Source organism: Dyadobacter jiangsuensis (assembly GCF_003014695.1).
GTDB lineage: Bacteria > Bacteroidota > Bacteroidia > Cytophagales > Spirosomataceae > Dyadobacter > Dyadobacter jiangsuensis.
In genome coordinates, this window is the sequence record NZ_PYAS01000017.1 from 170,453 (window position 1) to 190,237 (window position 19,785).

At 54.0% G+C, this 19,785-nt stretch carries 12 protein-coding genes; 3 read left to right on the forward strand and 9 right to left on the reverse strand.

Translation table 11 applies throughout. The annotated features are described in order from the left end of the window. Positions 1–35 precede the first annotated feature (35 nt). The 5 genes from CLV60_RS28940 to CLV60_RS28960 all read right to left on the reverse strand — a co-directional run bounded on the left by CLV60_RS28940 (position 36) and on the right by CLV60_RS28960 (position 9,114). Positions 36–1,109 carry an NAD(P)H-dependent flavin oxidoreductase gene (locus CLV60_RS28940; protein ID WP_106598893.1) on the reverse strand — a complete coding sequence of 358 codons (1,074 nt, stop codon included), beginning with the start codon at positions 1,107–1,109 and terminating at the stop codon, positions 36–38. A 90-nt stretch (positions 1,110–1,199) separates the two neighbouring features. Next, entirely contained in the window at positions 1,200–1,778 is a 579-nt protein-coding gene (locus CLV60_RS28945; RefSeq protein ID WP_106598894.1) for a Crp/Fnr family transcriptional regulator, read from the reverse strand. A gap of 50 nt (positions 1,779–1,828) precedes the next feature. After that, positions 1,829–4,321 (reverse strand): hypothetical protein, encoded by a 2,493-nt coding sequence (locus CLV60_RS28950; RefSeq protein ID WP_170118893.1) that lies wholly within the window; start codon positions 4,319–4,321, stop codon positions 1,829–1,831. A gap of 42 nt (positions 4,322–4,363) precedes the next feature. Further along, on the reverse strand, positions 4,364–6,034 hold the full coding sequence (locus CLV60_RS28955) for a RagB/SusD family nutrient uptake outer membrane protein (protein ID WP_106598895.1): 1,671 nt from the start codon (positions 6,032–6,034) through the stop codon (positions 4,364–4,366). Positions 6,035–6,057: 23 nt separating this feature from the next. Then, positions 6,058–9,114, reverse strand: a complete 3,057-nt coding sequence (locus tag CLV60_RS28960) for a SusC/RagA family TonB-linked outer membrane protein (RefSeq protein WP_229211176.1) — start codon at positions 9,112–9,114, stop codon at positions 6,058–6,060. 184 nt (positions 9,115–9,298) lie between these two features. On the opposite strand from CLV60_RS28960, the gene CLV60_RS28965 reads away from it, so the two are divergent. Beyond that, positions 9,299–10,633 carry a hypothetical protein gene (locus tag CLV60_RS28965; protein ID WP_106598897.1) on the forward strand — a complete coding sequence of 445 codons (1,335 nt, stop codon included), beginning with the start codon at positions 9,299–9,301 and terminating at the stop codon, positions 10,631–10,633. 8 nt (positions 10,634–10,641) lie between these two features. Here the strand turns inward: CLV60_RS28965 and CLV60_RS28970 are convergent, their stop codons facing one another. Next, positions 10,642–11,517 (reverse strand): DUF4349 domain-containing protein, encoded by an 876-nt coding sequence (locus tag CLV60_RS28970; RefSeq protein WP_170118894.1) that lies wholly within the window; start codon positions 11,515–11,517, stop codon positions 10,642–10,644. A 78-nt stretch (positions 11,518–11,595) separates the two neighbouring features. Between CLV60_RS28970 and CLV60_RS34385 the strand changes: the two genes are divergently transcribed. Beyond that, positions 11,596–11,733, forward strand: coding sequence for a hypothetical protein (locus CLV60_RS34385; RefSeq protein ID WP_170118895.1), 138 nt, complete (start codon positions 11,596–11,598; stop codon positions 11,731–11,733). A 225-nt stretch (positions 11,734–11,958) separates the two neighbouring features. Further along, a complete protein-coding gene (gene rsgA / locus CLV60_RS28975; protein WP_106598899.1) occupies positions 11,959–13,023 on the forward strand; it encodes a ribosome small subunit-dependent GTPase A in 1,065 nt (354 codons plus the stop codon). A 161-nt stretch (positions 13,024–13,184) separates the two neighbouring features. Here the strand turns inward: rsgA and CLV60_RS28980 are convergent, their stop codons facing one another. The 3 genes from CLV60_RS28980 to CLV60_RS28990 all read right to left on the reverse strand — a co-directional run bounded on the left by CLV60_RS28980 (position 13,185) and on the right by CLV60_RS28990 (position 19,757). Beyond that, positions 13,185–14,969, reverse strand: coding sequence for a RagB/SusD family nutrient uptake outer membrane protein (locus CLV60_RS28980; protein WP_106598900.1), 1,785 nt, complete (start codon positions 14,967–14,969; stop codon positions 13,185–13,187). Between the two features lie 19 nt (positions 14,970–14,988). Continuing rightward, positions 14,989–18,471 (reverse strand): TonB-dependent receptor, encoded by a 3,483-nt coding sequence (locus tag CLV60_RS28985; protein ID WP_229211177.1) that lies wholly within the window; start codon positions 18,469–18,471, stop codon positions 14,989–14,991. A gap of 302 nt (positions 18,472–18,773) precedes the next feature. Continuing rightward, positions 18,774–19,757, reverse strand: a complete 984-nt coding sequence (locus CLV60_RS28990) for a FecR family protein (RefSeq protein WP_106598901.1) — start codon at positions 19,755–19,757, stop codon at positions 18,774–18,776. Positions 19,758–19,785: the final 28 nt, after the last annotated feature.

Genomic DNA, 19,785 nt, shown 5'->3' on the forward strand with positions numbered 1-19,785 from the left:
TTGCAAACCTCAATGAACACGTTCCGGGGCTTCGATTATTTCAAATACCCAGGCACTTCCTCGACAATCGTTTCAAACAACTTTTTCGCGCTGGTATGCTTCAATACCGACGCGATCTGCCCACCCCAAAACATGATCAGGTCGTATTGCTGCGCTTCGGTAGCGGCTTTTCGGAGCGGCACGATGAACTGGTTTTGCAGGGGAAAGGGCAACAATTCATCATTATGCCCGGCAATGGATTCGGTATAACGGCTGCGGATACCGCGGCCCAGGCGGCCTGTCGAAACCTTGGTCAAAGTGGTGTAACGCGCCGCGTCCGAACGGAGGAGGTTCCGGTGATATTCGCTGGCGCCGGACTCTTCGGTGGCGAGGAACGCGGTACCTATTTGCACGCCCTCCGCTCCCAGGGTGAATGCGGCCGCCACACCACGGGCATCGGCAATACCTCCCGCAGCCACGACCGGCGTTTTCACTTTTTCGCGGATCTGCTGCACAAGCACAAAGGTGCCTGTGAGCGATGCCTCGGGCGATTCCAGAAACGACGGCCGGTGACCGCCCGCTTCGAAACCGGAGGCGATAATGACATCCACGCCTGCATTGTCCAATGCAATCGCTTCGTCGAGCGTGGTGGCATTACCGATGAGTTTGATGCCTTTTTTGCGAAAATCTTCCAGGATGGTTTGCGAAGGCAGGCCGAAGATAAAGCTGAAAACCGGTGGCTTCGCGGCTAGCAATGCATCGACCTGATTCTCAAAACGGGATGGATAAGCTTTGGGTTTCGCGGGCAAAGGAGCCCCGACTTCGTCAAAAAACGGCTTCACCAGCGCTGCGGCCTTTGCAAATTGTTCTTCCGAAACCTCCCCGGCGGGAAAGTCGGTGTCGGAAATCCAGAGGTTAATATTATAGGGCTTGGCGGTCGCTTGTTTCAGCTCCCTATCCAGTGCTATGATTTCATCGGGTGTGAGCATATAAGCGCCGTACCCGCCCATTCCGCCGAGGTTGGAGACCGTCGAAACGAGTTTCACAGACGACAGATTGCCCCCGAACGGGCCTTGCAATATCGGATAGTCGATTCCCAGCACGCGGGAAACATTGGTTTGGTTCCACATAATCCAGGTTGGCGGGCAGTAAGTGAAACCCGCTGCGCAAATTAAGCAGAGAAAACGATCGGTCTTATGTGACTTACATCACAATTTACGTCAGCGCGACGAGTGGTAAAGCCGGCTGAGCGTCTCGCGCGACACGCCCAGGTAAGAAGCGATAAGGTGCTTCGGCACCAGCTGGAAAAGGGTGGGATATTGTTCCAGAAGGTCTTCATACCGTTTCCTGGTATCATTGGTCATTAATGAGAGAAGCCTCCTTTGCGACGCCGCGTAGCCGCGGTTGGTCCGCCAGCGGAAAAAATGCCCGATGGCCTCGATTTCATGGCATATCCTCTCCCGGTCGTCCGTGGATATGGACAAAACCTCTGCATTGGCCACGCAATCCACAATCACAGCGGCCGGGTGCCGGTTGTACAGCGCGTCGTAATCCGACGCCCACCAGGTCGGCATCGCGAATTGCAGGATGGTCATCCGTAGTTCGTCGTTCAAAAAGTAGGTTTTAAGGCAGCCGCTCAGCACGAAATACTCGCGCGTCACCGCGTCGCCCTCCCGGATCAGCATTTGCCCCTTTTTGAATGACTCGTGTTTGAAGCAAGCATAAAATCCGTCGAACTGCGCATCGGTCAGTTCGACGGATTTGGTAATATGGTCTTTCAGGATTTGCCGGGCGTCCATTGCGGGTCAGTTTCAATCCTGAAATATAAAAGTTTACCGCAAATTATAGCTCATTCATAATCCAGCCAGGTAGTGGCCTTACAAGCCTTATCCGTTTTGAACCTTACCCAACGGGCGGAGAAGTTCTGCGGAAATGGGAAGGAGACGGTTTGTCCGGGCTTCACCGTGAACGTCTTGTAAGCCATCCACGGCCCATTACCCACCGGATCAGCTTCGAGCGTAAAAGTCACGGTTTCCTTCGCATTGTGCGAAAGTTTCAGGTTCTTTTTGTCATAAAAACCAATCAGGTAAGGGTCTGAATGCGTGCCTGCCTGCACCTGCGTGTCCTTCCAGGGACCACCATGCCCGGTGGGTTTGCCGAGTTTCCACAGGTCGTCGATAGCGCCGGCCCACACTGCCGCCTTTTTATCCGCCGAAACGATGATATGCCCGCTGTTCTGCATGGCTTTCGGATCGATACCGGTCATAACCAGCAAGCCTCGGTAGGATGCATAGTCATGAATGCGGAGATTGTGTGAAGAAACCGGGCGGATTTTGGCATAACCATCGGCATTCTCGGCGGGCAGCTCGTAAAATGTACCGTGGCAATTGAAAAGGTCGCGCTCGGTGGCTACCTCGCGGCAAATGCGCAGCGAAGCCTGGTTGGTGAGGCCGGTGAAAGCCTCATTACCCAGCGGCAACCGCCACCGGCGGCCTTTGTCGTCGACCACCAGCACCGATGATGCGTCCACGGTCACAACTTGTTTAGGAATAGCAAATTTGGTTTTGATGAACGAATGCATTGACGCATCCTGCTGACGGTTGAGCTTCATATCACGGTCGAGCTCGTAATAGCCAACCTCGCCCGGCTTTGCACCACTGAAATCGGCTGCCGCCATACCCAGTACCCGCCGGTTTTCGCCCAGGCCATACAGCAGCCCGCCATGGCTGGCAACCGAACGGGCATTGCTGAGTCCTTTGAAAATCGCATCCGGCGTGCCTGCGCGACGATCATCCGACGTGTAGGTAAAATGAACCGTTGCGCGGGTTGCATGGTCGGGCCGTACACGCACCCATTCGCCCGATTCGGTATTGCTAAAATCTGCGTTCAAGGCCATATTCGGGCCTACTTTCACCGTTTTCAGCACCGACCAGTCCCCATTTCCCTTTTTATCCACTTCAAATACGAACCCTGTTTCCTTATCGCTTTCATTACGTAGCCACACAGAGCGGTGCGCCCATCCCGCAAACAGGAACGGCTCCGAGGTTTGTCCGGCTTTCACCGCCTCGTTCAGCCATACAGAACCTTCGGCTGAGTTCGGGCCAAGCTGGTCGGGCAGGTTAAGGGGTGTAAACCAAAGATTGGAATTGGATTGCCCGGGACCTTCTATCCCACCCTTGGCCTTGCGTTTGTTCAAAAATTCGCGCTGGGCCGAATCGTCGCAACCGAAAACGAGGCGTTCGTTCCAGCGGGTGAAATCGCCGATTACTTTCAGGTAAGCCGTCCGCGGACGGATGCCGGCGCTGTTCAGCGAATTGAATTGCCCCGGAAACTTCCAGAACATGCCGTGCATGGTCATCAGGTAATCGGGCTGCTGCGTAGTGCCTACGTCGCGGATGCGGGGCCATTCGGTATTCCAGCCGTGCGCGCCGTCATAGGCGTGGCTCGCCTTGGGCAGGCGGTAGAAACTCCATTTACCATGATCGCGTACACCCACCAGCACCGATTTATGGTCCCAGCCGGTTGCCCATATCGGATCCGTGGCGGGATTCCGGTTGCCGTAAATACCGCCCGGACCGGTAACTTCCACAAACTGGTTGCGGCGCACTACCTTCCAGTTCTTCCCGTCCCATTCCGACAAGGAGCCGGATTCAATATCGAACTGTATTTCGGCCTTCCTGCCGGGTTCGCCGTTGTTGGAATACACGGCCACACCCTGACCGGAATAGAAACCCTTTCCATGGGTACCGGGAAGCAGGCCCTTGGTTTGGTAAGTCGTTTTGTCGGTTTCCTTGTCGCGATCGATATTACCGTCTTCATAAAGCATTTTTGGCGTAAGCGTTTTCACGTCCACTTCATAAAAACCCTCTTCCATCGTTCCATATAGGATCTTTCCGGCAGGATCGGTCAGGTGGCGGGCATTGCCGGTGTGACGGCCGGGCATATCCATCCCAGGCTTGCCCTTGTAAGGTATCGTGCGCACTTCGCCTTTGCCGTCAATAGCGTAGGGACCAATAAAAAGCTGGTTGCTCTCCCGGTGGATCATCCGGTTGGCCGGCGTTCCGCCGATACTCTCGGGGCGCACGGTCTGTTTCAGGTCGGTACCGATTTCGTACAGCTTATCGGACGAGCCAAAAGGCAAGTGCGGACCGTACGTAATCGCCCACAGCTTCCCTGCCCAGGGCACCACGGCCCCTGTGCCGCATTCCCCCTCGTTGTTGTACATGGCCAAATGCGGGTAAATGCCGCTGTATGAAGGTTGTTTCGGGGTTTGCGCCGCCACCGGCTGGGCGATACTCATCACGGAACCGGCCACAAACGCCCACACACGATTTCTGTTCATCGAAAGACTCATAAGTTTGATAATCAACTGGAAAATATAAAATTAATATCCGGCATTCTGGGTGATATTCGGGTTCACACGCCGCTCTACGGCCGGGATCGGCCAGAGGTACTGCCGCGATTTGTCGAAACTGCGCTGGGACAGCACTTTTACATCCGTGCCAAAGCCCGAGTAGTCGGCCAGGCCGTCGTCATCGAGCGGGCTAACGCCCGGGAAAGGCCATTTGGCACGATTCTGCGCCGCCGGGTCTGGCAAGCCTACTACCGGCGTCGATAATGCCTTTTCGGCCAGCTTCCAGCGAATCAGGTCCATGTACCGCAACCCTTCACGCGGGAACTCGACACGACGCTCACGGCGCAGCACTTTGCGCAATACAACGGCATTAGTGCTGGTAATCGCGGGATAGGCCGTGGTTTGTTCCACACTTACACCATAAGCCCTTGCCCTGATCAGGTTAACAGCGTTCAAAACACTTTCATCGATCTCTCCTAGCTCTATTTTGGCCTCTGCATACGTGAGAAGCATTTCGGCATACCGGATCACGATGGCGTCGTTGTCTTCTACGAGCCGGTCCGGCCACGTCTGGTCGATGCCTTTCTTCCAAAGGAGCCCCGTGAAGCTGGCAAATGCAGCTACGGCACGGGTGTCTTTGTTGGGAACCCGGCGATTTTCTTTGGAGCTGAACACTGTTAGGGAATCCGGGTGCGGCATGTAGTTATAACCGAGCCACTGGGTGTTGAACTCCACAATGGTCGCCGTCAGCCGGGGGTCGCGGTTTTTGAAGGGCGCCTTCGGATCGTATAATGCCGACTCGTCGATCGGCTTCCCGTCCGTGCACTCGTAAGCGTCCATCATGTCACGCGTGGGCAGCTGCGCACCGAATCCGCCTGCATTACGCGAGATATTGTCCTGGACATACCCCGCACCATTGAAAACCTGCTGTTTTTCGTCACGCGGTACGCTGATGATCAGCTCTTTGCTGGTTTCCCCTGCTTTTAAAAAGAGCTGTGAGTAGCTGCTGTGCAATGCGTAAACGCCCAGGTCTATCACCGCCTTCGAAGCATCACGGGCGAGCTGCCATTTGCCGGCATACAAGGCCGTGCGTGCCTTGATCGCCAGCGCGGCGCCTTTTGTCAACCTCTTGGTTTCGGCGGCTCCGTAGGAAACAGGCAGGTTAGCGATGGCGAAGTCGAGCTCGTCGAACACGAATTGCAGGATTTCGGCCTGGTTCTTACGGGCAATGCCGTAAGACTCTTCCAGCGTAACCGGTTCGGTCAGCAGCGGTACGTCGCCGAAATGCGTGATCAAGCGGGAATACTGGTAGGCACGGATCAAACGCATTTCTGCTTCGAGGCGGAGCATCACGGCCACCGGCGTATTGGCAGCGGCGCGCTCCTTGTTGGCAATAAACGAATTGACGCGGGCAATGGCTTTGTAGGAGTTGAGCCAGAACGTCTGCACGCCTGCGTCGTCGGCATTCATCGTGCCGCCGATCACCGCATTGGTCAGCTGCCCGCGGTGCCATTCGTTGTCGCTGAACAGCTCGTTATCGTTGCCCCAGAATGCGAGGCGGTACAGGTCGTTCACGGCGAGTTCCAGCTCGGTCTGGTTCGAATAAAATGTGCCCGTGGAAGCTTCCGAAAGCGGATTGAGGTCCAGTGTATGGCAACTCGTCGCCCCGGCGAGGAGCATCAGGAATAGGGTCTTTTTCATGTGTTATCAATCAAATAGGGTTACTAAAACCGGATGGTGGCACCAGCCATGAAAGTGGCAACGATCGGGTAAGAGTAGCTGCCCGATTCCGGATCAAGGTATTTGGGGAATTTGCTGAGCGAGAATACGTCGTTGGCCGAAAGGTAAAGCCGCAGCGATTGCACGCCGGTCTTTTTCAGCACGTCCTGTTTCAGCGTGTAGCCCATGGTAATGTTTTTCAGGCGGAAATAGGCACCGCTCAACAGCCAGTAGTCGGAAAGCGCATAATTGGCCGCATTGGACGTTCTCGACAGCCTTGGGTAAGTCGCTTTCAGGTTCTGATCGGGCGTATTATTATTGCTCCAAAACTTGCCCACCATTTCGGCCGGCATATTACCAAATGCCTCTGCGAATGGTTGCGTAACCTCGGAGCTCAGCCTCGACAGCTTTTTGGCAACACCTTGGAATGTCAGTCCCACATCAAAACCCTCGTAATCCGCTCTCAGATTGCCCCCGTACAGGTAGCGCGGCAACGCGCCACCGAGGAGCACCTTATCGTCGGTCGTGATCTTGCCGTCCTGGTTCACGTCCACGTAACGCACATCCCCCGGTTTAGTAGTCACATTCAGCACGGGCGCTCCTTTGATTTCATCCACCGTTTGGAACAACCCATTTGAAATATACCCGAACCACTCGTTGTACTGGCTCCCGTTGCGGACGATCTGATCTCCGCGGAACTCGGTACCTTTCAAATCTCCTACGGTCGACTTCGCATCCGACAAGTTTGCCGACACGGAGTAATTGAGCTTGTTAATGCGGTCGCGCCAGCCCAATTCGAGCTCCCAGCCTCTTACATTCAGCGTTCCGGCATTCTGGTTGGGTTTGTCATAACCCATGTAAAGCGGGATATCGAGCGGCAGGAGGATATTGGTCGTTGTCTTTTTGTAATAATCGGCTGCCAATGTGAGGCGATCGTTGAGGAACGCGGCATCCAGGCCGATATCCGCTGTCCGGCTGGTTTCCCAGCTGATATTTTCAACCGCATATACCTGCTGCGCGCCGCCGGTGAGCGGCACTACACCGCCGTTTTGGTAAAACAACGCAGTAGAAAAGTCGATTGTGGCCATGTAGGGGTAGTAGGCCGGGTTACCATCCTTGTCGAGCAGGCGTTCGTTACCGGCTTCACCCCACGAGCCGCGGAGTTTCAGAAACGACAACCAGCGCGTGCTTTTGAGAAACTGCTCTTCCGAAACCGTCCAGCCGGCGGATACCGACGGATAAACGGCCTTTCGATATTGCGATGCAAACCGAGATGAAAGATCCGAACGGAGGTTTCCCTGGACGAAGTATTTGCTTTTGAAATTGTACTGTAACCGGCCGAAGAATGAATGAAGGCCCGATTCGTTCGCGCTGCCGCTGTTGTCGCGCAGCTCCGTAGAACCCGAGTTGAGGTACGGAAAGCCCGTCAATGCAAACCCGCTGCGCGATGCCCCCATCGATTCGAGCGAGCGGTAGTTTTCCTCAAAACCCGCCAAAATATCAATCGAATGCGCATTATTGAACTCCCTCGCATAGTTTGCCAGCACCTGACCGTTGATCGTCACACTTTCCGACCGGCCCTCGCTCAACACCGTCCGCGCCTGGTTCATTACCGTGCCCATTGTACCGTCCGGGTTAGTGAAGCGGATCTGCCTGGAAAAATATTTGGTTTTATCAAAATCAAATACGGGCGCTACCAATGCGGTCAAGGTGAGGCCATTCACCGGCTTGTAGTTGAACTGCATCCGCCCACCGAGCTGGTTGCTTAATTGTCTGGTAAAGCCGCCTTCCCGGAGCTGCGCCAGCGGATTCCGGCCGTCCTTGCCTACCGCCAGCTTGCCATTCTGATACACATCATCGTAAATAGGTGGCATAACGCGGGCTTCGTAAATCGGATTATACCCGCCGGAAAGCTCGTTACCGTTGCCCTTGTTGGTGGTTCTTTTGTAAAAAACATCCAGGTTCACGCTGATTTTGTCGTTCACCTGCATATCGTTATTTACCCTGAACAGGTAACGGTCGTACGAACGGTTATCATAGAACGCACCGGAGCTTGCATAGCCCAGTGACGCTTTTGTTTTGATTTTGCCCGTTCCCATGGTGAAAACGAGGTCGTGGCGCTGGCGAGGTGCGCTCTTGCGCGTGAGAATGGCCTTTTGCCAGTCCGTATTCGGAAAGCGGTCGGGGTTTACACGGTTGCTGTCGGGATAGGAAGCCACATAAGCATCGGCAAACGGCCCAGCCGTCGCCCCGTCGTTGACGGCCTGTTCATTGAAATACCGCATGTAATCCTGCACACCCACATATTCGGGCGTGGCCGTTGCGCGCTGCACGCCGTACTCGTAGGTATATTCGAGGCTCCCCTGCCCGCTTTTGGCCCGCTTCGTAGTGACCAGAATCACCCCGGCAGCCCCACGCGAGCCGTAGATTGCTGCCGACGCCGCGTCTTTCAGCACCGTGATATTCTCGACGTCGCCGGGATTCACATTGTCAATGCTTGCCACGGGCACCCCGTCCACAATCACCAGCGGACTGTTGGTACCGATCGTGGTGATACCCCGGATAAGGATGCTGGAACCCGAGCCCGGCGCGCCGCTGCTGCGCGTCACCGAAACACCCGCTACGCTCCCTTGCAAGGCGTCGGACACTTGTAATGTCTGCCGCCCGCCCACGTCGCGCGCTCCGATCGACGAAATGGCACCGGTAAGGTCTTTCTTCTTCTGGGTGCCATAACCCACCACCACGACTTCGGATAATGCATTATCACTTTGTTTGAGGGTAACATTCAGTTTTGTCTGGGTGCCGGGCGTGATGTCCTGGCTTTGGTAACCGACAAATGAAAAGGTAAGGGTGACGGCCTCGCCATCGGGTAATGCAAGCGTATAGTCACCATTGGTATCCGTAACCGTTCCGCGCTGGGTGCCTTTAATCACAATGCTCACACCAGGCAGGTCTTTTGCGCCCTCGTCTGTTACTTTGCCTGTAAGCTGCCGTACTTGCGCCAGCAGCGGTCCCATCGAGGCAAACAACAAGGCGCAGCCAAGTAGAATTTTTTGTCGCATAATTTTTTCCAATATTTAGGGTTTCAAGCTATCCCGGGCCCTGGGATCACCTACATCAAAAATTTGAGTGAGCAAATATAAAATTGGACAATACGAGGATTTTCAAATGCGCTTAGCCAGTTCGCTATCCAAAATTATGGACAACCTAAAAAGCTGACATACAGAAGTTTATTGTATGAGTATTATGGAGAATGGACAAGACAAAGCGAGCGCTTTAGACCTCCTCGATCACTGTTGTCAACTCGTTGCGGATACCTACGGCAAGCCGGACAGTTCGGAGTGGACGAACAGCGATTTCATCAGGCTTTGCAGCATCCTTTATAAAAAAACGCATGTGCAGATCAGCCCGAACACCCTGAAAAGGATTTTCGGGAAAATAAAAACGGACGCCCGCTATTACCCTCAGAAAGCCACACGTGACGCGCTGGCGCAATATGTGGGTTTTGCCGATTGGGATAAATTCACCCTTGCGCAGTCGCGGCAGGCCGCTGCACCGCTACCTTACCGGGCCGAGGCTCAGCCGGCGCCTCCCCGGCCTGTGGACGCTCCATTGCAGCAGTCCCCCATTCGTAAATCATGGGCACGACGACTGATTATGACCGCATTTGCACTGATCATCGTCGCCGTTGCGGCCTGGCGGGGATTTCTTTTGTGGCAAAATAAGAAACCAGAGGTAACCCTGTTTTGTAAAAACCCGGAAGGAGATAACCCGCATTCAGCGGTTTTTGTCGTGCGGAATTTTAAGGACGTAGCCGAGCTCGCCGACGATTATACCATCGAGTTTGGGGATGGTGAAAAAACACGTTTGAATGGCAAGGACAGCGTTTATTCCAACTATTATGAGGTGCCGGGGCATTATCTGGCTATATTGAAAAAGGCCGGCGTACCCCTGGACACTGTGCCCGTTTTCCTGCACACCAACGGCTGGACCGCCACTGCGAACATGATGTACGATACCACGCGGGTGTACCCGATCGAAGCACCAGGCCTTTTCGCCGATGGTTATAACAGCATCAGCGCCGCGCAGATAGCCCGCGCCGGCGTTGATACCAACCGGACATTCTTTGTGGATTTCATCAATACCCACCACACCGGCATCGACGGCGACAATTTCGAACTCCTGATCGACGTCAAAGCCTCACCGCCGCGACCGGGCGTGCGCTGCTCGCAGGTGCGCGTGACGGTGTTCGGGGATTCGTCCAATCACATGGTCGACATGATGAAGCCCGGCTGTGCGCATTGGAGTAAATTACAATTTTCGGAACTACACAAAGACGGCCGCTCCGAAGGCCCCAACTTCCTCGGCGCCGACCTCACCACCGGCGGAACCGTTTCCATGAAGGTCGTGAACCGCCGGGCGACATTGCTGATCAACGGCAGGGAGCTTTACCGAAACACTTACAAAAAACCGCTGCGGCACATCTACGGGCTGGATATCATGTTCGCGGGTGTCGGAACGATTCGGTCGGTCCGGTTGAAGGATTTGAAAACGGGCAAGCAGTTCGCGGGGAATTTTTAGCGATGCCGTCAGGAGGGCAATTCCGCTGCTTCCTTTTTCTCTGCTGCTTTCCTCCTTCTTCTCCACCAATTAAGCCCTGCTATCACGCCGATAGCCAGCAATGCGAACGGCCAGACGGCCACCAGCACCACGGTAAATGCACGGATATTCCCCACACCTTGCCTGAATGCATCGGCCAGCTCCGTGAGGAATGGATTGGATGTGTCGATCGGTTTGTAGAAAACAATATGCAGCGTGGAATATTGAATATCACCCTTCAACTGCCGGAACTGCGCCTCCGTGGCCTCGATGTCCGTCCGGATCTCACCCAGCTCCCTTTCAATTTCCAGAATGTCTTTCACCGTATTGGCCTTCGTAAGCAAAGCACGGTAGCGGTTTTCGATATCCTTCTTCGTTTTTAACCTCGATTCGGTATCGACGTAGGTGGCCGTTACATCCTCATTGGAAATAGATTTTTCGCGAAAGTTGGTTATTCCTTTTGTTGCTGAATTCAAAAAAGTATCGAAGCGGGCGGCAGGTACATGCACCACAATCGTGTAGCTGACGGCTTGCCCGCTGCGATTTTCTTCGTCCCGGCTTACATAAGCCTTATTGGCCCGCACAGATTCCATAATCGTCTTACGGGTCGCTTCTGCGTCTTCCGTTTCAAATTCAATGCGGCCGGTTTTGATGAATTTCTTTTCGGTAACAATTCCGCTTGCAGCTCCCGACATTTCCCCATCCTCCCTCACAGGCATTGCGTCAACTGCTCCAATCGTTTTGTTTTGATCCTGAGGTGGCGGCGGAACCCTCATCAAACTGACTTCTGAACTGTCCTCTTGTTTTGGCCCGCTGCATCCTGCGAGCACCAACCACATGATCGAAATTGAAAAAAGTCGTTTCATGGTTATTTTCATATTTAATTTTCTTGAATATATATTTGTAACTGATCAAATGCAATAAGGCTTGTATAAATATTCCCTATGAAAAAAGACTACGACCAAACCAATGAGCGACCGGTGCGCGGCGATGAAGGAAAGATCGTCGCTACCAGCCTGATTCTCTTCATTGTATCCACAATTCTTCGCAACCTGGGCCCCGACGGGATCTCGTGTTTATAACCGCGCTGCGACCGGGCGAACATTCCGATTATTCATTATCTTTGCACCCAATATGTCAAGGTCTGAAACTACATATCGCCCATCTGCTGACATTGCAGCCTGACGCCGGTCCTCTGAATTAATATCCTTTCGGGACCCGCGATCACCCCTGCTTTGATCTAAATTTTCTCCCATGCTATGCGCGCGGACAGGCGATGTGCTGCCCATAGCTCAGACTTTACAACCATGACATCTCTAACTCAATACGGGTGGAATACCCATTTTGAACAACATTTCCATACTTTTCAGGCACAAGGGCTCGAAGCTGGCCGGGTTACAGCCATCGAAGGCTTTCGCCATCAACTCGTAACCGCCCACGGCACGGCCGACGCCATGCTTTCGGGTGCGCTCATGAACAGCGCCGATAACTGGGATTTACCCAAAGTGGGCGACTGGGTCGCATTCAAGGCCTATGACAATGAAGGCATTATCATTTCGGTATTACCGAGGCTCAACGAACTAAGCCGCAAACTACCGGGCCGTACCACGGAGAAACAGGTGATTGCGACCAATATCGACACTGCATTCATCGTGCAGGGCCTCGACCGCGATTTCAACCCCATGCGTTTGCAGCGCTACATCGTGCAGATCATGCAATGCAACATCCGTCCGGTGGTGCTCCTCAACAAACAGGACCTCGTGGCCGACCCGGAAAGTTACCGGCGGGAGGTGATCGCGCTGGGGTACGATTGCCCGGTGCTGTTGCTGAGCGCGACGGGCCAGGAAGGCATTTCACAATGGGCCGCCCAACACCTGCTGCCCGGCAACACGTATGTGCTCATCGGTTCGTCGGGCGTCGGGAAAAGCACGCTGGTGAATGCATTGCTGGGTTACCATTTGCAGGAAGAGGGTGCTGTGAGCAGTTTCAATCACAAAGGCAGGCACACGACGGTTTCGAGAAACCTGGTAATGCTGCCGTCCGGGGCCATGCTGATCGACTCTCCGGGAATGCGGGAATTCGGCGTTACGCTCGAAGCCGATGACCAGGGAATGCATTATCATCCATTGCTGGCGGCACTTTCGGCCGGGTGCCGGTTCCACGACTGCACGCACCAGCACGAGCCCGGATGTGCGGTCGTTGCGGCTGTACGAGAGGGCGGGCTCCCACGCGAGGTTTACGAAAGTTATCTGAAAATCAGCCGGGAACAGGCGCATTACCAGACCGATTCCGTCGAACGCAAGCGGGTTGAGCGGCAGTTTGGAAAGATGGCGAAGCAGGTGGTGCAATACCGGAAACAGCGGAAATATTAGTGCAAAAAGAAAAAGAGGAACTCGCCGCCCCTCTCTTTACTCAAACTACAATGAAATCATGTCCGAAGACCGGACGCTATTAAAAGCGTCCGGAACTCCGTTCTCTAATCGTTTTGATAGCACCACCGAGTAAACGGTAGCTTCGGACATGAACCATTGGTTTAATAACCGGGATTCTGAACAATCTTTTTATTCTGATCCACAACCGGTTGCGGCACCGGGTTCATGTACATTTTCTTGGTAAACACATGCGGGTGATTTAAACCTACCACCTCGTACACCCATTTGCCCTTGTTATCGCTTGGCGAGGTGTTGGTGATCTTCATGCCATGGAAGTCTTTGTTCATCACATCCTCGGCAATCACCCAGCGCACGATATCGTAGAACCGCTTGGCCTCGAAGCATAACTCTACCCTGCGCTCGCGACGAATGGCCTCGCGCATGGTTTCTTTGGTAAGACCCGCGGGCAGTTCCGGCAGATTGGACCGCTTCCGGATCGCATTGACAGCCGAATATACTGAAGCATCAGGCCCGGTTGACTCATTCTGGGCTTCGGCATAATTCAGCAGCACCTCCGCGTAACGGTAATAGACATAATTCTGCCCGCTAGCGGCGCCCCCGCGTGGTTTCAATGGATTGATTTTCTTTTTGAAATAATAACCGGTATTACCCACGTCGTCGGTACCGAAATCGATCTGGTTTTTCGAGGGTCTTACCTTATCGATCCTCGTATAAATGGTATCGACCTTCGCCATCCAGTCTTGCTTGTAGGGCGCGCCGTCGTAAACAATGAAGTCGTAAAAGCGCTTTTCCCGATTCACGTAAGGGTTTTGCGGGTTATAACCCGAAGCCGGGTCGGAAATGGGCTTGCCGTTGGCCATCGCAAACTGGTCGACCAGTTCCTGTGTCGGGCAGTAGTTGCCCCAGGTGTAATACACGCCGTCGATCCATACCGGACCGCCATATTGCTCGTAGTTGGAGCCCATGATTACCGCCACCACCTGGCGGTCCCAGATCACCTCGGAGTTGTATTCGTTTTTCTCCCACCAGAATGCGTTGATATCCGGGAATAATGCATAGGTACCGCCGTAAGTGTCCATAAACTGCTTGTTGGTAGCCGCGGCGGTTGCCCAGCGTTTCGGGTCGAAATTCCCGAAGCCAACCAGCTTGTTCGGGTCGGCACCGGCTGCCGGTGTAGCCGCATTGAATGCCGGGCTCGCCGCATACAATTCCAGCCAGCCTTTGAGCGCCAGCGCCGCGCCGAGCGTTGCGCGACCGGCGTCCGCATCTCCGTTGTTGTATTTAACAGGCAATGCCTTGTTGGCTACAATTTCACCCAGTTCCTTGGTAATGAAATTGAATGTCTCCTCGAATGTGTTCCGCTGACGATAGAGCTCAGCCTCTTCCATCGTGTTGCGATCGAGCACCTCCGTAATGATCGGCAGGCCACCGAGGTGCATGAACATCTCGCTGTAATAGTAAGCCCGCATGAACCGCACTTCGTCAATGCGCTTTTTGCGGTAAGCCTCCGAGAAATTGGCTGAGTTTTCGGTTACTTTCTGGATGAACAGGTTGCATTTGCGGATTTTCAGGAACCCGGCCGCCCACGAAGCGTAGTCTGTTGCATTGCCATTGGCGTGGTCCATCGGCGTGCCGTTGTTCACCGCCGGGTCCACGATGCCTTGCCGCCACGAGTAAGATTTCCAGTAGAAGCCCGCATCGTTGTCGTCGGTGAAGTTATCGAGGTTATCCGGCGAATTCCATTTGTTGGAGAGCGCTGCGTAAATGTCGTTCAGGAACAGATCCGCATTACCTTCCGAGGCCCATTGCATGTCGTCGGTGAGGCGGCTTTTGATGTCGTTTTCGAGAAAATCCTCATTGCAGGATGTCGTGAAAAGGCTCACGCCGAGCATCGCAAATAATATGGTATGTCTTATTCTTTTCATTGGTTCAAAGTTTTCGAGATCAGAATGTCACATTAAGCCCAAACACGTATACTTTCTGGTTCGGATAGGCCGTTTCGCGGTCGGTGTAGCCTACTTCAGGGTCCATAAACTTCAACTTGCTGAACGTTAGCAAGTTTTGTCCCGATGCGTACACCCGCACATGCTGAATACCGATCGAGCGCGTCAGGCTTTTGGGCAGCGTGTAGCCGATGATCGCGTTTTTGAGGCGCAAATGGGCGGTGCTCGTCATCCAGAAATCCGACAGTTGCGTGTTGTTCGCGTAAGGCGCCTGTGTAGCGCGCGGGTAGCGGGCGTCCTGGGTCTGTGGCGTCCAGCGGTTATCGTAATATTCGTAGCTCGAATTACTGTTGTTGTTATTGAATGGAATGGTCTGGAACTGACGGATATCGAGGCTGGCAAGCGACGAGCCCTGGAAGAACAGGCTCAGATCGAAGCCTTTCCAGTCGGCGGTCGCATTCAAACCATAGGTAAGCAGCGGGTACACCGGCTTGCCGATCACCACCTCGTCGTTGGAATCGATCTTTCCGTCCGGTACGCCCTGCGGGCCGCTCACATCCACATACCGGATGTCGCCGGGCCGCAATGCGCCGAACTGCGTAACATTATAGCCGTCGGCCGCGTTGATCAGGCCGTCGTCATTCTTGTCGTCGTCGGTGGTGAACAATCCGTCGGTTTTATACCCGAACTGCGTTCCCAGCGCGCGGCCGGTGCGGCTGCGGTTCGGGTTGTTGCGTGTGGCAGCTGTTTCGAATACCTTGATCATCTTGTTCTTGGCATAACTCACATTGCCATTGATACCCAGGCGAAGGTCGTTCTGGAAGCGATAATTGGTACCGAGGCTCAGTTCCACCCCGTTGTTTTCCATGATGCCGCCATTCTCGTCGGCCAATGCCAGACCGTATTCTACCGGCACACTCACCGCCGGCGGCAGCAGCATTCCGGTGCGTTTTTCGTGGAAATAATCGGCCTCGATGGTCAGCAAACCGCGCCATAGCGAGGCTTCCAGACCAACATCGGTTTTGGTGGAAATCTCCCAGGTAATGTTCTTATTGGCCTCGTTCGGCACCACCGCGCCCTGCACCATCGAGCCCGGCCCGAATGCGTAGGCATTGCCATTGAGGTTGTAGCCGGTGAGGTATTGAAACGCCGTACCCGCCAGGTTCCCCGATTTCCCCCACGACCCGCGTACTTTCAGGTTATCAATCCAGTTGAAGCCATTCTTCAAAAAATTCTCCTCTGAAATCACCCAACCTGCCGAGAATGCCGGGAAATACCCCCAGCGCTTGCCCGGTGCGAAATAATAGTGGCCATCGTAACGTCCCGACGCTTCGAGCAGGTACTTGCCTGCATATGCATAGCCCACGCGGTAGACGTAGCCGATCTGGCTGCCGGTGGAGGATGTACCGCCGTTATCGAAGTCGTTTTTGTTGGAACTACCCATATTCAGCTCGTCGACATCCACGGCGAAGTTGTTGCGTCGTGCTGAAAACAGCTCGTAGGTATTGTTGCGGGCCTCCGCCACGATCAGACCGGTGAAATCGTGCTTACCGAATGTGTTGTGGTAATTGAGGTATCCCTGGTAAGTAAATGTCTGGGTTTTGATGAACTGCTGCGCCAGCCAGGAGAATGCTGCTGCTCCCCCTTCCGCGGTGGAAATCTCGCGCTTGTAGGTGTAGGGAGTGGTCGTTAAATCCTGGGTATAATAATAGAATGGCTTGTGGTAACCTTTCTTGGTACGCTGAACGGGGTCATAACTGAATATACCTTTCACGCTCAGCCCTTTGATGAACGGCAGCTTTTGCTCGATGGCAATGGTCGTCAGCAGGGTGTTGTTGGAGTTTTTGGTGTAACCTGCATTCAAAACACCTACCGGCGAGTTTCCTGCAAATTCCCCCCATAAACCATTGCTGTAATAAAGGGAACGTATCGGAATGTATTTGAAACCATTACGAAACAAATTCCCCGCCGAAACCGCCGTATCCACCGACGATACCCGCTCCACCGACCCGATCAGCGAAAGCGAAACCGTGGTAGTTTTGGTTGCCTCGGCCGTCAGGTTCATATTGTAGCTGTAACGCATGTACTTCACCGGATCGAACATCCCGTTCTGTTTCAGGAAGCCGAAGCCGGTCTGGTACTTGATCCGCTCCGAACCGCCGCTCAGTTGCAGCGTGTAGTTCTGCATCGGCGCATTCATGTTCACGAGGTCTTTCGTGTTGCTGATCGGGTATTTGTCGGGATCTTCGCGATTCAGGTTGGCGTAGTTTTCGACGAGGTCAGTAGCGAAAGGCAGCTGAGTACCGGTCGGGTTTTCGTTCAGGTAGGCCTCGTTTTTGAGCCGCATATAGTCCTGTGCGCTGAGCATTTTGGGGTAATACGTCGGCGTTTGCGAGCCGTAATAAGCACCAAATGATAGCGTGGGAGCCCCTGTCGCCCCTTTTTTGGTGGTGATCAGCAGTACCCCGTTCGCTCCGCCCAACCCATATGGTGCCACCGCCGCTGCATCTTTCAGTACCGTCACGGTTTCAATGGAACTGGGGTCGATCTGGTTGATATTGTCGCGAATGACGCCATCCACCACCACCAGCGGCTTGTTGTTCCCGGTGGTACCAATGCCGCGAATGTGGATTTCGGGCGAATCGGAACCAGGCTGGCCACCATTCGGGCGCATACTCACCCCCGCCACGCGACCGGCGATCGAGCCGGAAACGTTCGGCACCGGGTTTTCCGCGATCTCGCTGCCTTTTACGGCGGCAATCGCCCCTGTCAACGTCGATTTCTTCTGGGTACCATAACCAACGACGACAATTTCATCCAACGCTTTGGTATCGAGCTGCAATGCCACGGCGAGGTCGGTGCGGCTGCCCACGATCACTTCCTGCGACAGGTAGCCTACAAATGAGAAGATCAGCGTCGCATTATCGTCCGGCACATCGAGCTGGAATTTACCCGAAACGTCGGTGGTTGTGCCGCGCTGGGTACCTTTCAGGATAATGCTCACACCGGGAAGCGGCTCGTTGGTTTCGGGCGAGGTTACGGTGCCTTTGATCGTACGGTCGGCAGCAGCGACCCTATTTCCGGCTGCGCTGGCCGCAGGTATTTCGCTGGTTTTCTTCGGTGCGCGGGAAAGCAGAATCTGGTTGTTGCGCACGCGGTAATTAATTTCCAGCGGCAACAGCAGGCGGTCGAGCACGGCGAAAAGCTTCTCCTGCCGGGCGTCGATACTCACGGTCTTTTGGAGGTTCACCAGGCCGCTGCTATATGCAAACTTCACCTTCGTACCCTGTTCGAGTCGGGTAAGAGCCTCGTTGAGCGTGACATTTTTCAAGTCCAATGTCACATCACGGTTCAGCAGTTCCTGGGCCGGCGAGTGGCTCGCCACAGCCACCACCGAGCAAATACTGATCAATAGTAACTGATAAAAAGTCAGGCGCATGATATGGAGTAGCAATCTATGCCATGGATGAAAAGGTTTTTTCATAATTTTACGGTTGACCGGGTTAAAATTCAGACAATAGTTATCCTGCCAAGCCTGCCTTCGGGCGAGCCTGTGAACCGCACGTTCCGGGATGTTTTAGCCGGGCATTTCCATCAGGGGTGTCGCAACCACTCCTGATTTTTTTGTGGCTAAAAGTTGCTGGGTGAGGGTACTTATGTTTTCATGATGGTTGTCAGGGGATTAATTTGGGTTAGTTGGGGAAGTTGTCCTGGATTGTCAAGGGTGGTCATTTGTAGTCAGGGGTGGTCACGTATGGTCATTATTTGAACTGGGGCTGACGCGCTTCAACGGCATCCTTGGCCTTTCAGGGTAATGTTGTCGCCTTCGATACGATAGGTACTTCCCAGCAGCGTGTCGATCATGTCGAGGATTTCGGGCAAACGTTGATTCGTGAAATCCACTTTTAGGCGGCAATCTGCCAGGCCGTCGTCCGCGAAACCGATTTTTACATGGAATGTTTGCATTAAGCGTTCGGCGACCTCCGTCATCGGCGTTTCATTGAATACCAGCGACGCCGATTGCCAAAGCTCCTTATCCGTAGCTTTTTCCTGCACTTTTTGTACTTCCAGGCGTTTGGATTTCTGCTCGAAAACAACCTCCTGCTCCGGCCGCAGCACCACGCGCTCCTTCATTTGCACGTCGCTCACCTCGACACGACCCGTCGCTACGGACACCTTCACCTGTTCTTCCCCCGGGATCGCCCGCACGTTGAAGCTGGTACCGAGCACTTTCGTTTGCAGGTCACCGGTATGGATCACAAATGGCCGCGACGGATCGCGTTTCACCTCGAAAAAGCCTTCGCCCGAAAACGTCACGTGTCGGTTGACGAGCGGATGTGTATGGGAAACAGTAGCTCCGGGATGCAACCAAATCACCGTGCTGTCGGGCAACATATGCGCTACGATTTTCGGCTTTTTATTCGTGAACGTCACCCAATCACCATCCGGCTTTGCAGCCTGCGCCACATCCTTTGGTTTTTGGTAGAGAAAATAAAGTAACCCCAGCCCAATCACGAACACCGCCGCAATGCGCCCGATATAATGCCACAAGCCATACACCGGCGTTATTGGCTCGTCACTCTTGCGCAATTCGGAGAGATACGTTTTGATGCGGTTGTACAACCTGTCCTGATCCGAATCGGTAAAAGGCTCGTCCACAGGCTCGTCCAGCTGTTGGTACCATTCATTCACCAGGCGGCGCTCTTCGTCCGAGCATTCGTTCGCCAGGTACTTTTTAAGGGTTTCAGGAGATAACGGGGGCTTTTTCATTAGGTGTAGTTTTTACACTTATTATTCG